14 protein-coding genes and 1 pseudogene are annotated in these 20184 nt (G+C 65.3%); 4 read left to right on the plus strand and 11 right to left on the minus strand.

Annotation, left to right across the window (positions count from 1 at the left end; all coding sequences use genetic code 11):
- Positions 1 to 920, plus strand: a 920-nt coding sequence (locus tag J0L98_RS17060; protein WP_296413041.1) for an alkaline phosphatase D family protein, incomplete at its 5' end; no start/stop codon positions are given.
- A gap of 129 nt (positions 921 to 1049) precedes the next feature.
- On the opposite strand, the gene J0L98_RS17065 is transcribed toward J0L98_RS17060, so the two are convergent.
- From J0L98_RS17065 to J0L98_RS21635, 11 genes and pseudogenes are all read right to left on the minus strand, one after another.
- Positions 1050 to 2663, minus strand: coding sequence for a PEP/pyruvate-binding domain-containing protein (locus J0L98_RS17065; RefSeq protein WP_296413043.1), 1614 nt, complete (start codon positions 2661 to 2663; stop codon positions 1050 to 1052).
- Between the two features lies 1 nt (position 2664).
- Positions 2665 to 4611: a hypothetical protein gene (locus J0L98_RS17070; protein WP_296413045.1), complete on the minus strand. Its 1947-nt coding sequence runs from the start codon at positions 4609 to 4611 to the stop codon at positions 2665 to 2667.
- 376 nt (positions 4612 to 4987) lie between these two features.
- On the minus strand, positions 4988 to 5689 hold the full coding sequence (locus tag J0L98_RS17075) for a PEP-CTERM sorting domain-containing protein (RefSeq protein ID WP_296413046.1): 702 nt from the start codon (positions 5687 to 5689) through the stop codon (positions 4988 to 4990).
- A gap of 23 nt (positions 5690 to 5712) precedes the next feature.
- Complete coding sequence (locus tag J0L98_RS17080; RefSeq protein ID WP_296413047.1) at positions 5713 to 8766, minus strand: ExeM/NucH family extracellular endonuclease; 3054 nt, start codon at positions 8764 to 8766, stop codon at positions 5713 to 5715.
- Positions 8767 to 10118: 1352 nt separating this feature from the next.
- On the minus strand, positions 10119 to 10481 hold the full coding sequence (locus tag J0L98_RS17085) for a hypothetical protein (RefSeq protein ID WP_296413048.1): 363 nt from the start codon (positions 10479 to 10481) through the stop codon (positions 10119 to 10121).
- A gap of 104 nt (positions 10482 to 10585) precedes the next feature.
- Positions 10586 to 10873: a hypothetical protein gene (locus J0L98_RS17090; protein WP_296413049.1), complete on the minus strand. Its 288-nt coding sequence runs from the start codon at positions 10871 to 10873 to the stop codon at positions 10586 to 10588.
- Positions 10874 to 10895: 22 nt separating this feature from the next.
- The gene (locus J0L98_RS17095) at positions 10896 to 12203 is read right to left on the minus strand and encodes an RHS repeat-associated core domain-containing protein (RefSeq protein ID WP_296413050.1); all 1308 of its coding nucleotides are present in this window, start codon (positions 12201 to 12203) and stop codon (positions 10896 to 10898) included.
- Between the two features lie 10 nt (positions 12204 to 12213).
- Positions 12214 to 12579 (minus strand): hypothetical protein, encoded by a 366-nt coding sequence (locus tag J0L98_RS17100; protein WP_296413051.1) that lies wholly within the window; start codon positions 12577 to 12579, stop codon positions 12214 to 12216.
- A gap of 12 nt (positions 12580 to 12591) precedes the next feature.
- Positions 12592 to 12942 carry a hypothetical protein gene (locus J0L98_RS17105; protein WP_296413053.1) on the minus strand — a complete coding sequence of 117 codons (351 nt, stop codon included), beginning with the start codon at positions 12940 to 12942 and terminating at the stop codon, positions 12592 to 12594.
- Entirely contained in the window at positions 12939 to 14714 is a 1776-nt protein-coding gene (locus J0L98_RS17110; RefSeq protein WP_296413054.1) for a hypothetical protein, read from the minus strand. The genes J0L98_RS17105 and J0L98_RS17110 overlap by 4 nt, the downstream gene beginning before the upstream one ends.
- Before the next feature lie 207 nt (positions 14715 to 14921).
- Positions 14922 to 16457 (minus strand): annotated as a pseudogene (locus J0L98_RS21635) (DUF6531 domain-containing protein); the annotation flags it as partial.
- A 465-nt stretch (positions 16458 to 16922) separates the two neighbouring features.
- On the opposite strand from J0L98_RS21635, the gene gspG reads away from it, so the two are divergent.
- From gspG to J0L98_RS17125, 3 genes are read left to right on the plus strand one after another with little or no spacing between them, the layout of a single operon-like run.
- A complete protein-coding gene (gene gspG, locus J0L98_RS17115; protein WP_296413055.1) occupies positions 16923 to 17366 on the plus strand; it encodes a type II secretion system major pseudopilin GspG in 444 nt (147 codons plus the stop codon).
- A 3-nt stretch (positions 17367 to 17369) separates the two neighbouring features.
- The gene (locus J0L98_RS17120) at positions 17370 to 18545 is read left to right on the plus strand and encodes a type II secretion system F family protein (protein ID WP_296413056.1); all 1176 of its coding nucleotides are present in this window, start codon (positions 17370 to 17372) and stop codon (positions 18543 to 18545) included.
- A 17-nt stretch (positions 18546 to 18562) separates the two neighbouring features.
- Entirely contained in the window at positions 18563 to 20083 is a 1521-nt protein-coding gene (locus tag J0L98_RS17125; RefSeq protein ID WP_296413058.1) for a GspE/PulE family protein, read from the plus strand.
- Positions 20084 to 20184 lie beyond the last annotated feature (101 nt).

Genomic DNA, 20184 nt, shown 5'->3' on the forward strand with positions numbered 1-20184 from the left:
CCATTGCCGTGGCCGCTTTCAACGCGGCGGCGGCAGCCGCCGCAGGGGGTGCGGCTGCCCAGGTGTCGGCCGGTGCCCAGACCATTGCCTTTGGCTACATCAAGCCGGACATCCAGGCCCGCGGCGTCAATTCATCCTTCGTCCAGGCGTCTGGCCGTGCCGATGCCCTCAAGGCCTATTTCGACCGCTTCCTGTTCAACTGCGACCAGTGGGACGGTTTCAACGCCGAGCGCAAGGCGCTGATGGCCCACCTGAAGGGGGGCAACATCCGCAACGTGGTGGCGCTCACCGGCGATCTGCACTGCTTCGATGCCGGGGTGGTGATGGACGACCACGACGCCGCCAGCCCTCAGCCGGTGATGGTGGACCTGGTGACCGCGGGCATCAGCTCCGAGTCCCTGTTCACCTTCTTTGCCGATGCGGTGGGTTCCGTCAGCCCCGACCTGGCCACCCTGATCTACTACCCCCTGGCGGTGCCGGTGGCCGGCATCGGCACCCTCAACCTGCGGCTCAACCTCTTTGACTACACCATGGCCGGCAATCCGCCGACCCTGGACGCTCTTGCCGAGGGGCTGCGCATCCGTCTGCGTTCCGCGTTGGCGGCCAGTGGCGTCGCCGAGGCTGCGCTGGATGCGACGACCACGGCGGTGCTGGCGGGGCTCAAGGCCGATCCGGCCTTCTCGACCCAGCTCCTCGGGCTGGCGGGGCAACTGGCCGGCATCTCGGCCAATCCCTGGATCCGCTGGGCCAGTACCGACATCCAGGGCTATGGGGTGGTCACCCTCACCGCCACCGAGATGGTGTGCCAGTTCAGGGCACTGAACCGGCTGGTGGGCAGCACGGCGCCGGCTTCGGGCCTGATCGCCCGCACGGTGACGGCGCGCATTCCGGCCGGTACGGCGGCGGTGACGATCAGCTGACGGGAGATGCGCTCCCCGTCCCGCACCACGACTTCCCCTGTCGTCGTGCGGGACGGCCTTCCTCGCATCCGGGCGGTTCGTCCGGAAATGTCGGGTTGCGCGCTGGCGACCCGACCTGTGGAAGGCCCCTCAGCTTGCCGTGGTGGCGTGGCTGAACCAGGTGGCGACCTGGCTTAGCCACGCGTCCGGGCGTTCGGTCACGACCGGTACGGCACCGGCGTAGATGTGGCCAGTGGCGCAGTCCAGGGTGAGGGTGTCGCCTTCGTGCAGGCAGTGCTCGCCGATGGTCACGCAGCGCCGTGCCAGATCGATGCGCAGCGCGGTGCAGCCCACCAGGCAGGCCTTGCCCAGTTGTCGGGCAACCACGGCCGCGTGGGCGGTGCGGCCACCCCGCGCGGTGAGGATGCCGCGCGCTGCGGCGATCCCCCGCAGATCGGCGGTGCTGGTGTCGTCGCGCACCAGGATGCAGTCCTGCCCGGCCTCGGCCTGGGCGCAGGCATCGGCGGGGTCGAGGGCAATGGTGCCGACGGCGACACCGATGCCGGCTGGGATGGCGCTGCCCAGCAGGGTATGCCCGTGGGTGTCGCCGATGCGGGCGTGTTCCATATGGCGCAGGTCCACGTCACCGAGCATGTCGAGGGCCCGGGCGGGCGACCAGATGCCGGCGTTCACCTGTTCCACCGCGATGCGCAGGGCGGCCCAGGGGGTGCGCTTGGCGCTGCGGGTCTGGAGCAGGTAGAGGACTCCGTCCTGCACGGTGAATTCGAACTCCTGCACGTCGCCGAACTCCCGTTCGAGGATCTCGGCCATGGATTCGAGGCGGGACAGTACATGGGGCAAGGTGGCGGCCAGACGCGCAGTGTCGGGGGCCGAATGCTGCCCCGAGACCACGTCCTCGCCCTGGCTGTTGAAGCGGAAGTCCAGGTAGAGCCTGTTCTCGCCGGTGGCCGGATCGCGGCTGAAGCCGACCCCGGCACCGGAGGTACCCCCGGCGTTGCCGAAGACCATGCGCTGGACCGTGACGGCCGTGCCCATCTTTGCGTCGATGCGGCGCATGCGCCGGTATTCGATGGCCCGGGGGCTCATCCACGAGTCAAACACCGCTTCGGTGGCCCGCTGCAGTTGCGTCAGCGGGTCCTGGGGAAAAGGGCTGCCGCTCTCGGCCTCGAAGATCTCCAGGTAGCGGCGGGCGAGGCGGGTGAGGGCGCGGAAGTCCAGCTCCTGGGGGCGCTGGGCGCCCGCCTGGTCCATGGCCAGATCAAGCGCTTCACGAAAGGGCGCCGGGGGGCTGTGGTGCACCACCTCGGCATACTGCTGGATCAGGCGCCGGTAGGAGTCCCACACCAGCCGGGGGTTGCCGGTCATGCGCAGGAGGCCGCGGAGCGTGGCGTCGGTGAGCCCGACGTCAAGAATGGTATCCATCATCCCGGGCATGGACACCGGCGCGCCCGAGCGTACCGATACCAGCAGGGGTTTGCGGCCGGAGCCGAACTCGAGCCCGCAGGCGGCCTCGAGGCGTTCGATCTGGCTTTCCAGCAGCTTGCGCAGGGCCGGCCGGAAGGCCGCCGGGTCATCGCCGAAGGCTTGGCAGAAGGGGGTGCCGAGCACGAAGGCCTGGGGCACGGGCAGGCCGATGGCAGCCATGCGGCCCAGATTGAAGGCCTTGAAGCCCATCGTCTCGACGGGGCCTTCGAGACGCGGGCCGGGCAGGCCGATGCCATAAAGGTGGCGGCTCAGGTCCATGCTAGTCACTCGTTACCGCACTCAGGACGTGGTCCCGGAGCTGCATGGCGGTGTGCAGCAGCAGGTCGGCGGCGTTCTCCAGGTTGCGGGCGCATTCGGCGCAGGCATACAGGTCGCGGAAGTCACCCGAGTCGGCGATCAGGGCTCGCTTGAAGCCCCGGTGGGCTTCGTCGGCCTGACGTTCCGCGGCCATGATGTGGTGGATGGCCTCGAGGAAGTCCTGCAGATCTTCCCGCGGGCCGCCCGGGCGGATGCCCCGGGCGCATTCCAGGGCCTTCAGGAACTCCTGGGCGCTCGACACCGCCAGCGCGGCAAGGGTGCCGAGGGCTTCCAGCAGGGGCGCACCGGGCGGGGTGGGCGGGAACAGGCCCAGGTGAAAGGCGGCTTCTTCCAACTCGTCGATGATGTCGTCGGCGCCTTCGATCAGGGTGCAGTAGAAGTCACCATGGCCGGTGTTCTGGCGTTGCAGCTCACGGGCCAGATTCACCAGATCGTCGGCCTGGTGCTCCCAGTGGCGGGCGCGGCCGGCGTTGCGGGTGACCTGCTCGCCGGCTTCGGGGCCGAGCAGGCCGAGCAGGCAGTCGCGCAGGCCGGCGGCGATCTCGATGGCCAGGGCGGCATGCTCGGCGGCCACATCGATGAGTTGCTGGCGGGTGCTGCGGAAGCAGGTCAGCAGCTCCACCCGCAGGGCGTCGCGGATCTCCTCCTCGGGGAGGTTTTCGAGCTGGGCGCGGGTGCAGGTGCGGAACACGAACTGCATGAAGGCCATGGCCCGGCTGCGGTCCAGGGTGTCGTCGAGGCGGGCGCCGAAGGCCGGCGGGGTGCGGGCGGCAAAGGCCAGGGCGTCCACCACCAGTTGCTCGCCGCCGGCCCGCAGCCAGCCCATGTGGCCAATGCCTTCGTCGGCGGCCCACTTGAGTACGGCCAGGCTCTCCTTCTTGGGCAGCAGCAGGCGCAGGCGCTTGCGGGCCCGGTTCCAGTCGATCAGGAAAACCAGGCGCGACCCCAGGAAGGACAGGTAGTCGCTCAGGCCGGCCTCGTTGTTGGCGGTGAAGGTGCCGGTGCTGATGTGATACACCCCGTCGTCCATGTCCCGGTCGGTGCGCGAGCGGGTGTCGTCCCAGTTCACCGCCCAGTGGGCGAACAGGCTCTGGAAGAAGAGCAGGCGCTGGATGTGCACGTCGGTGTAGGTGACGCGGACGCAGCCCTTCTCCACGTGCACCACGAGGACATGGGCGTCGGTGGTGCCGATGTCGTTCTGCAGGATCAGGCGTTCGCCGCTGCGGGTGGCGGTGGTGCCCAGGCCCGGGTGGTCGAACTTGAGGGGCCGGGTTTCGTTCACCCCACGCATGAAGGCCGCAATCAGCGGGCGGTCGGTGGGGCCGATCTCGTAGGCGGCGGCGCCGTCGATGTCCTCCGAGGCGATCTGGGACTGTAGGTGCAGGAGGGCCTTGTGCATGTCCATCACCATCAGATGGGCGCTGTCACCGGCGTCCCGGTCGCCGGACACGAGACGCGTGATCTGCTCGCGGGAGAGGCTGTCCTGGCGGGTGCACCAGGCCTGCCCGCGCAGGGCCGAGAGGCGCGCGGTCAGGCCGGCGGCCGCTTCGTCGCCACTGGCGCGGAGGGGCGCCAGCAGGGTGTCGAGTTCGGTGGCGATCAGTCCGCAGACCTTTTCGGCGTCGGGGATCCGGTACAGATCGTCTTCGATCAGCTCGCTCTGGCCGGGCAAGGCGTCGAGGCTGTCATCGGCGATCCCCGCCGCGCCCCGCTCCGCGGAGAGGGCCGGCTGCAGGGCGGAGGGATGGGTGGCGTGGAGCTGGGCCGCCTGGAGCAGGCTGAAGTAGAACTTGACCCGGTCGTTGGCGGCGAGGGCGTCGGCCAGCAGGGCCGGGAGCAGCAGCCCGGGCTCCCCGAGTGCGTCGATGATGCGTGCCTTTTCCGTCATGCTTTCGCTCCCGGGGCGTTGAGGACAGACAGGGTGAGCCCGGCGGGTGACAGGGGTATGTCAGGCCGGTGGCCTGCCTTCCCCGATTGATCTCCCTGAACCTGACGCAAACCCGATGCTGAAGCCGGCTCGGGTTTCCGGATCACCCGATGGGTGAAGCTGAAGGGTTTATGGGAGGCGCTGAAGGCGGCTGGGGTGTGGGGGCTGTAGGGGCGACTTCAGTCGCCCGCGGACTTCGATCAAGGGTTGGCCGATGATCGACGCGGGGATGGGCGACTGAAGTCGCCCATCCCAGTCGCCCCTAGAAATTGCCCCAATGAGTCGTCCCGACAGGTCTTGCTTCAGGATGCGCTCGACCCCACAGGTGCGCGCGCTTTCAGCCCTGGCGGCGCAGGCGGCGGGCCAGCAGGCCGATGCCGGCGAGGCCGAGGGCCAGGGAGCCGGGTTCGGGCACGGTGGTGGGGGCGCTGGCGAGCTGCGCGTTGTCGATGGACAGCCAGGAGCTGCCCACGTAGTCGCCGATGTCGACCACGCCGAACACCAGGTCCACGCTGCCGGCGGTGGCGAAGGTGTGGCTGAAGCTGCCGCTGCCCAGGCCGGTGAACACGTCGTCGAGCACGGTGAGCACGCCACCGATGACCACGAAGGCATAGTCGTTCATGCCGGCCAGCGGGTCTTCGTTGGAGCCCAGGCCCCAGTCGAAGCTCAGGGTGTCGCCGGCCTGCACGGCCAGGGTCTGGCGCAGGGCCGAGCCTTCGAAGGCCCAGCTACCGTTCGCCGGGTCCGGATCGAGCTGGCCGAGGGGCAGGCCGGCAAACTCCTCCACGCCACCGGGCTGGCCGACGGGGGCGGCGGCATTGCCGGAGAGGTTGAAGGCGCCGGCCGCGGCGGGGAAGTCATCCACATCCAGGGAGGCGGTGCTGAGGCGGGCTGCGCCGGCCGATACGGCGACGTCGCCGAGGCTGTTCCAGCCGGTCAGGCCGGCGGAGAAATCACCGTTGATCACGGCGGCCTTGGCCGGGTTGGCAATGAAGGCGCCCAGTAGCAGGGCGGTGGAGAGGGCGAAGGTGCGCTTCATGGTGTGTCCTTGGGTGTCGGGGGTCAGGGGGCGACGATGATGTCGCGGGCGGCGTCGACGCTGCTCGCCGCAACGCCCTTCAGCAGCACGAGGGGGCGGGCCGTGGCAGGGCCGCTGCCGTCCGCATCGATCTGCACGCTGGTGCCGGCGGGGGTGCTGACCAGCTTGAGGTAGCCGTCGGTCAGCGGTTGGGTGCCGGTGTAGCCGAGGCTGGCCAGCAGGGCGCCCAGGTGCAGGCGGTCGGTGCCGGGAACGAAGTCGGTGATGGTGTCGCCGGCTTCGCGCAGGCTGCGATACACGAAGGTGTCGGCACCGGCGCCGCCGCTGAGGGTGTCCGCGCCGTCGCCGCCGCTGATGAGGTCGTCACCGGGGGTGCCGGTGAGGGTGTCGCGACCCGCCGTGCCGTCCAGCTTGCGCACCAGTTGCAGGCCGACGATCACCGGGTCGTGGTCGGACGAGCGGTAGGGCGTGGCGGAGTACAGATCGGGCTCGCAGGCGGCGCAGGCGGGCTGCTTGAACTCCAGGTTGTAGTCGATGAAGGAGGGCTCGTCGGCGTTGATGTGCCAGTGGCCCACGCCGGCCAGCTGGCTGTTGAGGCTGGAGCTGGTCAGGGCGTGGTCCAGGTAGCCGGTTTCGCCGTCGAAGACGTAGGAGTAGGGCTTGGCCTCGCGGGCGGCGAGCTGGTCGATGAAGCCGGCCTGGGTGAGCACAACAACAGGGTCTTCCTTGCCGTAGGAATTGAGGTCGCCGATCACCACCACGTCGTCGTCACCGGCCGTGCTGCGCACCTGTCCGACGAAGGTCAGCAGCTGGCGGGCCTGCTCGACGCGGCGGGGGTTGTAGCAGCCCTGGCCGTCGCCCTGGTCCAGGTCGGCGCCGGCGGCGTCGCTGCAGCTCTTGGACTTGAAGTGATTGACCACCACCGAGAACTTCTCGCCGTTGAGGGCGGCGAAGGTCTGGGCCAGGGGCGGGCGGTTGTTGATGGCAGCCGGGTCGGACAGGGATGCGCCGACGCGGCTGACCTTGGCCGGCTTGTAGATCAGGGCCACCTTGATCTCGTCGCTGCCGGTGCCGTTGGCTGGGTCGGGCACCACCGCATAGGTGCCGGCGCCCATGGCGGCGTTGAGGCCATTGACCAGGTCCTGGATGGCGCTCTGGGCACCGTGGCCGTCGTTCTCGATCTCCATCAGACCGACCACGTCGGCGTCGAGGGCGCGCAGGGCACCGATGATCTTGACGCGCTGGCGTTCGAACTCGGCTGCCGAGCTGGCCCCGCGGCTGGTGGGGAAGCCACCGCCGCTGCCATTGCCGTTGAAGTAGTTGAGCACGTTGAAGCTCGCCACCTTGACGTTGCCGCCGACCGCCGCCGGGGCCGGGGTGCGCGGGTTGGTGCGCGTGAAGGCCGGGGTTTCGGTGGGGTGCAGGCGGTAGTCGAGGGTGGCCGGGCTGCTGGTGTTGATGGGGCCCTGGTCCAGGATGCCGACCAGGTTGCCCACCACCGTGTCGCCAGCGCGCACGGTATTGCCGCTGCCGATGTAGGGCGTCGGGTTGGGGTTCTGCCCGGAGCTGCCGTCGTCCAGCACCAGCAGGCGGCGCTGGTTTTCGTCGTTGAGGGCAATCGCTTCGGCCGAGCCGGCGGGGAAGCGGTTGGTGGCCTTTTCGATGCGCCCGCCCGCCGACAGGGTGAGCTGACCGAAGCGGCCGAGGAAGTAGTTCTGGGCCACGGTCATGGGGCTGACAACGCGCACCAGCATGCCCTCGTAGCGCTCCAGCTCGCCATTGACGCTCTCCGGCAGGCTCACGTCGGTGGGGGCGACGCTCTCGCCGGTGCCCAGCACGGTGACCGCGGTGGGGTTGGTGAGCTCGGTGAGGCCGCTGAACTCGGCCACCGTGCCCTTCACCGTGATGCGGTTGCCCACCGCCACGCCGGCCGGCATGGTGGCGTTGTTCACATACACGAAGAGGCCGTCGGAGGTGGCCGGGTTGCCGTCACCCGTCGGGTCCTGCAGGTAGAAGCCCTTGAGGCCCGGGAAGATGGCGGTGACCACGCCGCTGGTGGTGAGGGTCTCGCCCACCCGCGGGCTGGTGCTGCCGCTGCCCTGGATCTCGGGGACGGAAATGGTGGCCGCCGCGGCGCTGACGGTCACGTCCACCGTGCAGCTGGCGCTCTGGGCCTCGTTGTTGGTGAACAGCACGCGCACCGGGTAGGTGCCCGGGCTGACCGCGGCGCTGGCCTGCAGGCTGACGCTGGCGGCGGCACCGTCGGCGGCTGAGGGTGTCACCGGGCCGAGGCTGATGCCGGCCACCGGGGCGCTGTCGATACTGGCGCCGGTCACCAGGCTGTCCAGGTCACTGGCCGTCAGGGTCACGCTGCCGGCCTGGCCCTGCTGAACACTCAGGGCGCTGCAGGCGGGAACGATGGGGGCATTTACCGGCGCGCCGACGCACTGGTTCAGGGGGCTGGCGCTGTTGCGCGGGGCCGGTGCGCCGGTGCTGAAGTCGGCGCCGTTGTTGTCGGTGTCGGTACAGCCGGCCGCAGCCCGGAACAGGGCCGTGGTGGAACTGGCCGCCGGGGCGGTGCTGGCGCCCTCCTTGAAGTTGGCCGTGCCGTAGCCCACCAGATCGACGATCTGGGCATTCTGCGCAGGGGTGCAGGGCGTGCTGCTGCCGTTACAGGCAAGGCCGGTGGCCACATTGGCAAGCACGACCTTGCCATTGGCAAGCGCCAGGTTGGAGGTGCCCGTGGCATCGGCTGCTGGCAGGGCGCTGCCGCCGCTGGCGGTGGCCAGCCGCACCAGCAGGTACTGGCCCGGCTGCAAGGTGCCATTGAGCGCCGCCACCCCGTTGCCCGAGAAGTTGCCGGTGCCCGTGGCGCTGGCGTACTGCACCGACCAGCCGCTCACATCCACCGGGTTGCTGCTCCGGTTGAAGAGCTCCACGTAGTCGGCGCTGTAAACGTTGCCCCCACCCCCGTAGATCTGGCTGATGACGATGTCCGATGCGGCACTGGCGAGGCCGCTGGCAGACAGAAGGCCGGCCGTGCAGAGCGCGGCGGCGAGGCGATGGGGTGTAGGCATGGGAGGGGCTCCGGGAGGATGGACTGACCCGGCACTGTAGGCAAGTCGTGCTACAGGGGTCGCAGGGCGAAATCCGCCGCTACTCCTCCGTTCGGATGGGTTTGCTGCAAGGTGGTTGAAAGATTGGTGGTGAGGGTGCGTCATCAACGCGCAGCCGCCATCGTGCTCTCCTGCAGCAGCGACTCGTAGGGGCGACTTCAGTCGCCCATCCGCGCGTTGATCACAGGCATGCCGCTGATCGAAGTCCGCGGTCGGATGAACCTGGAAACCTGAATGCAAGAGGGTCTGTCATGAGCAGGCCTGCGATTGAGCCACCCACGAATACGAGTTGGTGTCGCAGATCACCCAGGGCCTCAGCAATCAGCCGAAGCTGCGCCAGGTTCGGATCATTCGGAAGCATGTGCTCCTCCGAGCTCGCGGCTCAACATGTCAGCAGCCAGCGCTCTCTCACGAGCCCGACCGCATCTGACAGCATCCAGCAGCGCAAGGAGGCGGTGCAGATCCGGGTCTCGAAGTGCCGCATCCGGCGCTGTTCTGTATAGCGGCGAGATGGATGGGCCTTTAGCCGTTCCATCGGGATGTGGCCACACGGGTGCTTCACCTGACGCCACGTTCACTTGGCTGGCCAGGGGCTCCGCACCAATGCTCGTCGGTACCCCTCGCTTGACCGGCCCCAAGGCTGCGGGCCACACATATTTCACACCATGCAACAAGAACTCCAGCAGCGCCGGCCGTACAGGCTGCCAGCCATCTCGCCCATGAGAGACCGCAAGTCCGCACTCGACAGCACGTCTAACGCTTGCATGCGTCTCGGACGCACTCATGGACAACGCGGCGCTCAACTCAGCGTAAGTCCAGCGTCGTGGCGGATGTGCGGCGACCTTGAGCAAAACGATCAGATCCTGCGTCTTGAGTTCCATTCTCCGGGCGTCGAATTCGTAATTCGCGAATAGCGAATATGGGCCATCTGGCCCTGCTCCGCAAGAAATCCGTTTGTTTGACCTCGGGCCGCGGCGACAGAATCTGGCGGCCAAACGTTCTGAAGGCGGTTGATATCGTCGTAGGTCTAGGTCCGTCCCCCTGTCAGTGGAGCGGGCCTTGCGGTTGCTCAGCTAGTTGTACAGATACCTGTCGGCCCGCAGGGGCCTGGCCAGGACCAGGCACCCCGTGACCACTGCTGTGGCGGTCTTCGGATCCACAAATCTACTTTCCGATCCGTTCAGCAACAAACCGCAGCAGCAGCAAGTAGCTGATTGCTCCGATGAAGAAGACTGGCTCACTCATTATCGTCTTCAGCCATGTATATGTCAGGCCGAAAACGACGACTCCAGCAAGGTAAATCCAAGTTTTTCTCATTTCTGGCAACTGCAGTCGGTGGTCCGGGCCGCGCCTGTGACTTGTTTGCCGACGTATTTGGCGCCCTGAAATGCTCCCTGAATAACAATGTCGCCAGCGATACTGGAAGTGTGACTCTGAATGCGGCCGGCAATCTTTGCGGCTCGATTTATTGTTTGGGCGCGGCCCAGTTGCTCCGACAACTTTGATATAGCTCTGCCTGAGTTGAGGGCGCTCTTGCCAACGGAAAACCATCCGGGTGCAATGGTGCCGATTGCAGCGGCAATCCCGACGTCGTACCAATTGTAGTTGCCGATGTTTAGCAGATCACAGCCAGTGCGATAGTTGTTGAATGCCTGAAGACCTAGTTCGATTCCCACACCAATGGCTGCGCCAGGTAAGCCAATCTCTCCAGTGGGATCGATGTAGCTGATCGGATTCCCTTCGACATAAGCATAGAGATTAATGCCCCCCTTTGACCTTGCTAATCGAAGTATGGCTCACCGTCAGGCCACAGAACTTTCTGCGTGGCAGGCAAATTGGATAATTCTGATTTGACAAAGCCAAGAGCACACTCCAAAGCGCTCAGCAGGTCAGAGCCATAGATGTTCAGCGCCGAATCCATCAAGCCATGAATGAACACCGGACATACGGCTTCGATATCGATTTCGGTCCACTGTGGCCGCCCGATCTCTATGCGGAGTTCCCTCTGCTCACCGGTGCCTTCGTCGGCAAGGCTCAATTTACGCTCGACGATTTTGTCGATGTTCATACCGCAATCCTTATCGCTCATTTCATTTGCATGCAGCCCGGCATTGGCCATGCAAGTCACTAGCTCTTGCATAGCATTGTTCGCGCCCCTTTGCTGTCGGGGACATCTTGCAGATTCTCACCTGGTTCAAGTAAGCGGCATAACAGTTATCGAGACATTCCTGCTTGCTGTTACTACTCATGCACCAATCGACAGCCTTGGAAACAGCCGGTTCGATGTATGGATAAATTAACGTACCCAAACCATAGCCAGCAAGTCCTGCCCCGGCTACAGCAGCCCCCGCTCCAAGGCCAGCAGTAGCGCCTGCTCCTGCTGCTGAACTTCCGCCACCGAAACCGCCCAATACAGCAGTTGCCTGCAATCCCTCAGGATCGGTATAGCTCAGCGGGTTCCCATTGACATAGCTGTAAGAATTCCCACCTCCCTCAATCCCAATCGGGTCACTGGAAATATACCTCCCCATCCTCGGGCTGTAATACCGGTTCCAGTTGTAGTGTAGCCCGCTCTCCTGATCATAATACTGCCCCGGGAAGCGCAGATTGATCACCGTCACCTTGCCGTTCCCGTCCGGATCCTCGGTTGCGGCAGCGCTGCCGTAGCCGTCACTGTCCCAGCGCCAGTGGATCGTCCCGGCTGCATCCTTGGCCAGGCGCGGCGTGTCCAGATGATCGCGCTGCAGGTAGAGGGTGCGCGGGGGCGTGCTCAGTGCGGCGTGTTCCATCACCACCATGGGCCGCTCCTCCAGCCACACATAGGTGCGCAGCGGCGTGCCGTCTCCCCGGGTCTCACCGATCAGGCGGTCGGCCTGGTCGTAGTGATAGACCACCGTCTGCGCCCCCTGGGGCGCGGCGGGGGTGGTCACCTTGCGGGTGCGCCGGTTGCGGTGGTCGTAGGTGTAGGTGGCGACGAGGCTGCCCGCCTTACTGACCGTCTGCAACAGCCCGGCCTCATTCCATCCGTAGGTGTAGCTGCCCTCCTGGGTCAGGTTGCCGGCGGCATCCAGGGTGACCGCCACGCCGTTAATCGTCGCCAGGCGGTTGCTGTTCGCGGCGAAGGTGGCCGTGGTCATTCCGGTGGGGGCGCCATTACTGGTCCGGTTGGTATTGGCATCGTAGGTGTGGGCCCGGGTGCCGGTGTAGCCGCTCTCGTTCTGGAGGCGGTTGATCTCGTCGTAGGTGTAGGTGACGGTGCCCCGGTCATTGGAGCGGGATCTGACATTGCCCAGCTCGTCATACAGGTAGCTGTCGGCCCGCAGGGGCCCGGCCAAGAGCAGGCAGGCCGACAGGGCGGCCGTGAGCGTGGTGAGGGCCCGGAAGGAAAGGCGTGACATGAACAGGCGCTCAGTAGGTGGTGAGGGCGCTGGCCGCATCGGCCGTGCCGAGTGTCCCCATGACCGCACAGGTGCTGGCGGCGGTGCTGGGGTACTGGAGCAGGGTGTACACCTGGGTGATCTGGGCGCCCAGGGCCTGGGCCTGCCAGAGCTTGCAGATGTCCGTAGGAATGCCCTTCCACGCGGTGGCTGTGTTGCACAGGGTGATCCATTCCCCCCGCCAGGAAGGCTTGATGCGCAGCTCTCCGGTTGCGGTATGAACGATTTCATTGACGGTGCCACTGCAGGCAAGCGTGCCCGCCAGGGCGGGCTGCAGGCACGCCATGGCCAGCAGTGTCAGCAGGGTGTGGAGGCGGCGGCGAAGCGATGCTGGCATGGTCTCGGCGCCTCAGAGGTTGCCAACCTGGTCGGGGGCATCGGCCGTGTTGTTGGTGCCCATCGTGCCGCAACTGGTTGCGGTGGCGGTGGCGTAATAAACCCGGCTGCTGGTCTGGGCAAGCTGAGCCGTGAGGACGTGGGCATGCCAGCGCTTGCAGACGTCGATGGGAATGCCTTTCCAGGGCGTGATGGCATTGCAAAGTGTCACTACATCATTGCGCCAGGTGGGCTGAATACGGACTTCACCGGTGGCCGACGTCTGGACTTGCGTGATGGTACCGATGCACTCGAACGAGGCAGCGCGGCCCTGGAGGGCAGGGGTCAGGAGCAGCAGCCCCAGGAGAAGGGATCGAGTGGTCATGGCAGGAGATCCTCGAAGAAGCGGTTGGGCGGGATACCGACGAACAGGCGGCGTGTCTGCGAGGTGATCGCGACAAAGGGTGGGTTGGGCGTGAAGACCGCGTAGAGGTGATGGACTCCCACCGGCAAGCCCTGGATGCTGCCGGTGATGCGGACCCCATCCACAGGGCTGCCTTCGGCAAGCAGATTTGGGCCCAGGCAATCCAGCCGGCACAGGCGGATCGTTCCGCCGGCCTGGGGCGGCGTCATGGTCACCAGGAAGTTGGTGCTTCCTCCGCTGGGGATAAACCGTTGCCCGAAGAGAATGCCCATGAGCACGGAATTGTTGCCGAGACTGGACGCCTCGAGCTTGCCATCGGTATTGCGCTGAAGGATTTGGGGGAGCAGCCCGCCTGCATGCATGAGCTGGGTGGGGGTGCCCGCACCGTCGTAAGTGATGGCCGAGGCCACCACCGTCGTTGAGCCGCCCTGAGTCGTCGTCTGCGACTGGACCCGCCCAGCACCGTCGAGTGCCTGATCAAGCAGCGTCCCTGTGGGTGCAATGACCGCGATGAGCCGATCGGCGGCATTGAAGGTGTACTGCGTGGTGTAGGAAGTGCCACCGTCCAGACGGGTTTCCGAGATCCGGTTCCCGCGGCTGTCATAGTTGAAGGTGGTCGTTCCGGCCCCATCCACGAGCTTGCACAGCCGCCCCTTTCCGTTGGCACACCCGGCAGCGCTGTCCCAGGTGTAAGTCAGGGTCTGCTTAACCGTCCCTGCGCTGTTCTTGAGTTGGGTCCGGGTCCGCCGGTCAAGGGCATCGTAGGTGTGGGCTGCACTTGCACCCCGAGCATCGGTGCGCGTCAGCAGGTTGCCTGCGGCATCGAAGGTGGCAGTGACCGTTCCCCGGTCTGCACTGAGCTCCTGCTTGAGGTTGCCCAGCCCATCCACGGTAAATGTGGTGGTGGCACCGTTGGGGGCGACGAACCGGGTCAGTTGATCGAGGGCATCGTAGTTAAATCCTGAATACCCCGGAGAGGGGAGGGGATTGGTGATGCTCTGGACGCGCCCCAGTGTGTCCCGACTGTAGGTGGTCGTCCTGTTTTTGGCGTCGACAAGCGCATTGAGTCGATCCTCGGCATCGTGTCGAGTCTCGGTGACGTTACCGGCCGCATCGTAGTGCTTCCACGGGCGCCCCAGGGCATCAAAGTCGGTGCGGGTGCGGCGAGCCACGCGCCCTTGGGGATCGGTGGTCGAGGACTCGGTAATGTTTCCGGCATTGTCCAGCGTCAGGTGGGTAGCGTTGCCCAGGTTGTCGCTGATGTCGGTGAGCCGGTGGGCGGCGTCCCAAGTGTAGGCGGTAAAGGTACCATCGGGCAGGGTCACCCTGGCCACCCCGCCCCAGGGGGTGTAGTCGAAGGTGGTGGTCTGCCCTGCGACACTGCGGGTCTTGAGCCAGCCGCGGGGTGTGTAGGTGAAAGTGTAGGCCGTGCCATTGGGGTCGCTGGCCGCCAACAGGCGTCCGGCCTTGTCGTACCGGGTGTAGTTCCAGACATGGCCAAGGGCATTGGTGACGCTCTTGAGATCGCCCAGGGTCCAGTTTGCGGTGGAGTCGGGGTAATAGGTGTAGGTGGTGATGTCCGCGACGTCGGTGCGGGGGCCATCGGCCGTCAGGACTTGACCGTATTGGTTGTAGGTGTAGGTCCAGGTGCGGGCAGGGCCGTCGTTTGTGGGATTGAAGCCTGCAGCCCCCGTCGTGTCCGTCGTGGGTTGTTCGATGCGTTTGCATAGCACCGCAATTGGAAGTGTACCTGTATGCCCAATGGGAATGGTTGCGCTTGAAGGTGCGCAGAGTACCCCCCCATCACCGTTATAAACGTAAGTGGTGATCTTTCTCGGTTCAGCGATGGTCATGGGATACCGCCAATATCCATGCCAGCGGGTCGAAATGGTCCGCTGGTACTCCCTACCCCAAGCCTCCAGGCGCTTTGTTTCCAGATTACGGGAAGTGTCGTATGTGTATTCGGTCGTATTGCCGCTGAAATCCGTCCGGCGCGTCACGTTGCCCTTTGCGTCATAGACAATAGAACTCGCCGCTGCCATACACCCCGATCCGCCTGGTTTAGACTGGCCCAAGCTCTTTGTAACACCAAGGATCGACTGGAAGCTGTAAACTCTTGCCGTTCCCAGTGGGTCGGTTACAGTCGTATTGCCCGATCCGAAACTCAGCCGATAGGACGCGATATTGTCAGCGAGAAACTCCCCAACGGCTCGGCCAACGTTGTCGTATTGATAGGTCGCGTAGCGAACGCCGCTCTCGTCAACGATTCCGGTCAACGCGCTGGGAAGATTGGCTCCGATGGTATTCTGGCTCTCATTGTACGAGTAGGTCTTGTATGTACCGTCGGGATAAGTAATGGTGCTTAGATTGTTGGAAGCGGTGTAGGTGTACGTCACCTGAGCCCCGGCTGGGTCAACAACCCGATTGATCCGACCACTGGCGTCATAGTGAAACGCCAGGCTGCGCCCGAAATTGTCTGTTACAGACGACAAATTGCCCGTTACGGAATCGTAGGCGAGTGTCTCGGTTCGCCCGGAAGGGCTACGAATTGAAAGCAATCGTCCGCTGACGTCATAGATCTCAGTGACATTGTCCGGCTTGAAATAAATCCACCCAGACGGACTGCCATTTGCGTCATATAAGCGTTGTAGGACATCAGGAATGTCGGCCTCCGAGATGAAGAGGCCATTTACCGTGACATACGAAAATGCTCTTCCGCTTGCCCGCGTTACCGTCGCAAAGCTAATGGTGTTTGTTATCAGAGGCTTGATCTGACGGTCGTAGCTATGCCTCCACTGGGAACCGATCTTGCGGTTCGCCATGTACCCACTGCTGTTGTAGTAGCGCCGAAAGGACAATGTACCAGCAGCGTCTCCAGGAATATCCCGTTCGACCAAGGACTTGTCGCCTGTACCTATCGTGATCGGATTCGGTGTTGCTGGCGATATGTCGCTTCCCGTCCCTCCGATTCCGCCCCCGCAAGCACCGTCATCATCTCGAAGCTCTTTGGCTCGGGGGATGTCGTTTGCGTCGTAGGCGATTAGATTGTACCTAAGAGGGCCACGAGGATAGCCCTCCCAATGATCATAGAAAGACGTCCAGTAATTAGTCCAGTTTGAATTCGGTGGCCCCGCGTCTTGAAAGACGGGATGGAATACTACGCTTCCATCGCAGCTCTCATAAAGCGGAAATACATACCCATCCAAGCCCAATTTTCTGCTATTGCAACTCCACTCTGCAGCAGCTTCAAGTGTCGGAAAGCCAGTTTTTGTAGTGCCCTTGAGAGTGGTCCAAAACGATCCAGCTGCGACAGCGGATATTGGATTCGTTAGCGATAGGGCAATGACAAGTAAGCGGACGCGAGATCGATATGGATCATCCGTGGCTGGCAGCCCATATCCACAACTCAATGGGAGAGTGCGGGGGGGGCTGTGTTTTTCAGAAACTCTGAAGCATCCACTCTGTCGAAGAGGCATCGCCACACACCTATATAGAGCTATTCCAATGTTTTGTCGAATTAACGCCGCCAAGAACAAACCCTAACATGGAAGAAAGTGAAAAATGATATTGCCTATGTCATTTTTAGATTCTCATAGGTAAGTTAGTAATTGCAGTGATCTAGGTCACCGAAAAGGTGAGAAAAATTGCAGTTACTCAAAATAACTATATGAAGTAACATGCGTTTAAGATACTCAACCAGAGTCATTAAAAATATGTCAATTTGTGTCCGGATTTTCGATGATAAGGACGACTTGATGATCGTCGAGACCAAGGTGTTTTGTACTTCACTACGTAGGCGCTGCCTGCGACTCGAAACGATGAATACGCGTCGTCAAAGGCGTGTGAGGCGGCAGAGCAAGCCTCGGGTCTTGAGCATTGAAACCGCAATGACTTCAAGCCGTGATGGTCCTGTCACGAAGCTCCCCTAGTCTGCGCCGACCATGCCGACTGTCCGTGTTTCCTCCATTCCCCGTGCGCGCTGCCGCATCGGCGGTTTCACCCTTCTTGAGCTGCTGGTGGTGATGAGCATCATCGGCCTGCTGGCGGGCTATGTCGGCCCGAAGTTCTTTGCCCACATCGGCCGGTCGGAGGTGAAGGCGGTGCGGGCGCAGATCGATGGTCTGGAGAAGGCGCTGGACCAGTACCGCATCGACCTGGGGCGCTACCCGAGCACCGAGGAAGGCCTGCAGGCCTTGATGACTGCGCCGGCGGATGCGTCGCGCTGGGCCGGCCCCTATTTGAAGAAGGCTCTGCCCAACGACCCCTGGGGCAAGCCCTACCAGTATGTGCAGCCCGGCGAGCATGGGGAGTTCGATCTCTACTCCTTTGGCCGCGACGGCCAGCCCGGCGGTACGGGTGAGGCTGCCGACATCGTCAACTGGTAGCGCATGCGTTTCCGTGTCCGGGCCCTGGCGGGTGCCGCCGCCATCCATGAGCTTGAGCTGGCCGCGCCTGATGCGGCGGCTGCCCGGCGTCTGGCCGTGGCCCAGGGGCTGGCGGTGATGTCTGTGACCCCCGTGGATGGCAAGGCCGCGGGGGGGCGTTTTCCCCTGCAGCTCTTCAATCAGGAGTTGCTGGCGTTGCTGGCGGCCGGCATTCCCCTGGCCGAGGCCCTGGCCGCCCTGGCGGAGAAGGAGACCCGGGCCGGGGTGCGGGAGGTGTTGCTGGGTCTTGGGGAGGGCCTGCGGGAGGGGCGCACACTGTCCCTGGCCCTGGCGGCCCGGCCCCAGGCCTTTCCCGATCTTTATGTGGCCACCATCCGCGCCGCCGAGCGCACCAGCGATCTGGCCCAGGCCCTGGCCCGCTACATCGACTATCAGCGCCAGCTCGCCCTGGTGCGCGGCAAGCTGGTGTCGGCTGCCGTCTACCCGGCGCTGCTGCTGCTTGTCGGCGGGGCGGTGATGCTCTTTCTGCTGCTCTTCGTGGTGCCGCGCTTTGCCCAAGTCTTCGAGACGGTGGGGGGCGAGCTGCCGTGGATGTCCCGGTTGCTGCTGCAATGGGGCCAGTTGATGCAGGCCCATGCGCCCCTGGTTGGGGGCGGCGTATTGGCCCTGATCACGGCGGTGGTCGCCATCCTGCGTCGCCCGGCCACCCGCGCGGCGGCGCTGCGCCTGGGCTGGCGCCTGCCCCGGGTGGGCGAGCGCCTGCGGGTTTTCGAGTTGGCGCGCTTCTACCGTACTTTGGGCATGCTGCTGCGGGGTGGCATTCCGGCGGTGACGGCCATGGGCATGGTGGAGGGGCTGCTCTCGCCGGTGCTGCGGCCGGGGCTGCAGGCCAGCATCGCCCAGGTGCGCGAGGGCCAGGGCCTGGCCGGCACCCTGCAGGCCAACGGCCTGGCCACGCCGGTGGCCCTGCGCATGGTGGCGGTGGGGGAGCGGGCCGGCAATCTGGGGGAAATGCTGGAGCGGGCCGCCGAGTTCCACGAGGAGGAGAGCGCCCGCTGGCTCGACGTGCTGACCCGCCTGGCCGGCCCCCTGCTGATGCTGGTGATCGCGGTGGCGGTGGGGCTGATCCTGATCATGCTCTACCTGCCCATCTTCCAGGTGGCGGAGAGCATCCAGTGAGCGCGGTACCCGCCGGCATGCCGCCCATCGCCCACGCCGAGCTGCTGGCCCTGGTGCCGGATTTTGCGGTGCTGTCCTTCGACACGGCCCTGCGCCGGGACGCCTTTGCCGGCCGGGATGCCCGCGGGCAGCTGGTGATCGCCCTGGCCGACCCGGCCGACACCGACCTGGTGGACGGCCTGGGGGGCAGCCTGGCCGAGGCCTTCAGCCTGCGCCAGGCCCTGCGTGAGGATGTGGCCGCCTGCCTGGCCCGGCACGAGTCGGCCCATCGGGTGGTGGCCGATGTGCTGGGCAGCGCCGAGGCGCCGGCTGGGGGCGATGGCGGGGAGGACCTGTCCCTGCGCCGCATCGCCGGCGACGCCAGCCCGGTGGTGAAGCTGGTCAACTCCACCCTCTACGATGCCATCCGCCAGGGCGCCAGCGACATCCACCTGGAATCCCAGCCCGGCGGGCTGGTCATCAAGTACCGGGTGGACGGGGTGCTCAACCGGATGGGCAGTGTGCCCGGCACGGCCCTCGCCGAGCAGGCCGTGTCGCGCCTCAAGGTGCTGGCCGAGCTGGACATCGCCGAACGGCGCGTGCCCCAGGACGGGCGCTTCAAGGTGCAGGCGGGGGGGCGGGCCATCGATTTCCGGGTGTCCATCATGCCCAGCATCCACGGCGAGGACGCGGTGCTGCGCATCCTCGACAAGGAGCATCTGACCCGCGAGCTGGCCGGCCTGTCCCTCGACACCCTGGGCTTCGACGCCACCACCCGCGCCCGCCTCAGGCACATGGCCGCCGAGCCCTACGGCATGCTGCTCGTCACCGGCCCCCCCGGCTCGGGCAAGACCACCAGCCTGTACGCGTTGCTGTCCGAGACCCACACCGGCCAGGACAAGGTGATCACCATCGAAGACCCGGTGGAGTACCAGCTGGCGGGCGTGCTGCAGATCCCGGTGAATGAGAAGAAGGGGCTGGATTTTGCCCGCGGCCTGCGCTCCATCCTGCGCCACGACCCGGACAAGATCATGGTCGGCGAGATCCGCGACCCGGAGACCGCCGAGATCGCCATCCAGGCGGCCCTCACCGGCCACCTGGTGTTCACCACCGTGCACGCCAACAACGTCTTCGACGTGATCGGCCGCTTCATGCACATGGGGGTCGATCCCTACAACCTGGTGGCGGCCCTCAACGGGGTGGTGGCCCAGCGCCTGCTGCGCATCAACTGCCCGGCCTGCAGCGCCGACTGCCTGCCGGATGCCGCCACCCTGGCCGCCTCCGGGCTGGCGGGGCCGCTGGTCGACTACCGCTTCCGCGCCGGCAGCGGCTGTGGCCAGTGCCGGGGCTCGGGCTACCGGGGGCGCCGGGCGATCGCCGAAGTGCTGCTGCTGGACGACGAGCTGCGCGACCTGATCACCGGGCGGGCGCCCCTGCGGGTGCTCAAGGACACGGCCCGGCAGCGCGGCTTCATCAGCCTACGGGAGGCCGGGCTGGCCCTGGTCCGTGACGGCCTCACCACTCTCCAGGAGCTGAACCGTGTCACCTTTGTGGCCTGAGACGGTACGGCTCGACATCGGCCCGGACACCCTGCGCCTATACCGGCGGGGCGCCCCCGAACTGAGCCTGCCCCTGGGGGAGGACTGGGGGGCCAGCCTGG

This window comes from Zoogloea sp. (assembly GCF_017302315.1).
Lineage (GTDB): Bacteria > Pseudomonadota > Gammaproteobacteria > Burkholderiales > Rhodocyclaceae > Zoogloea.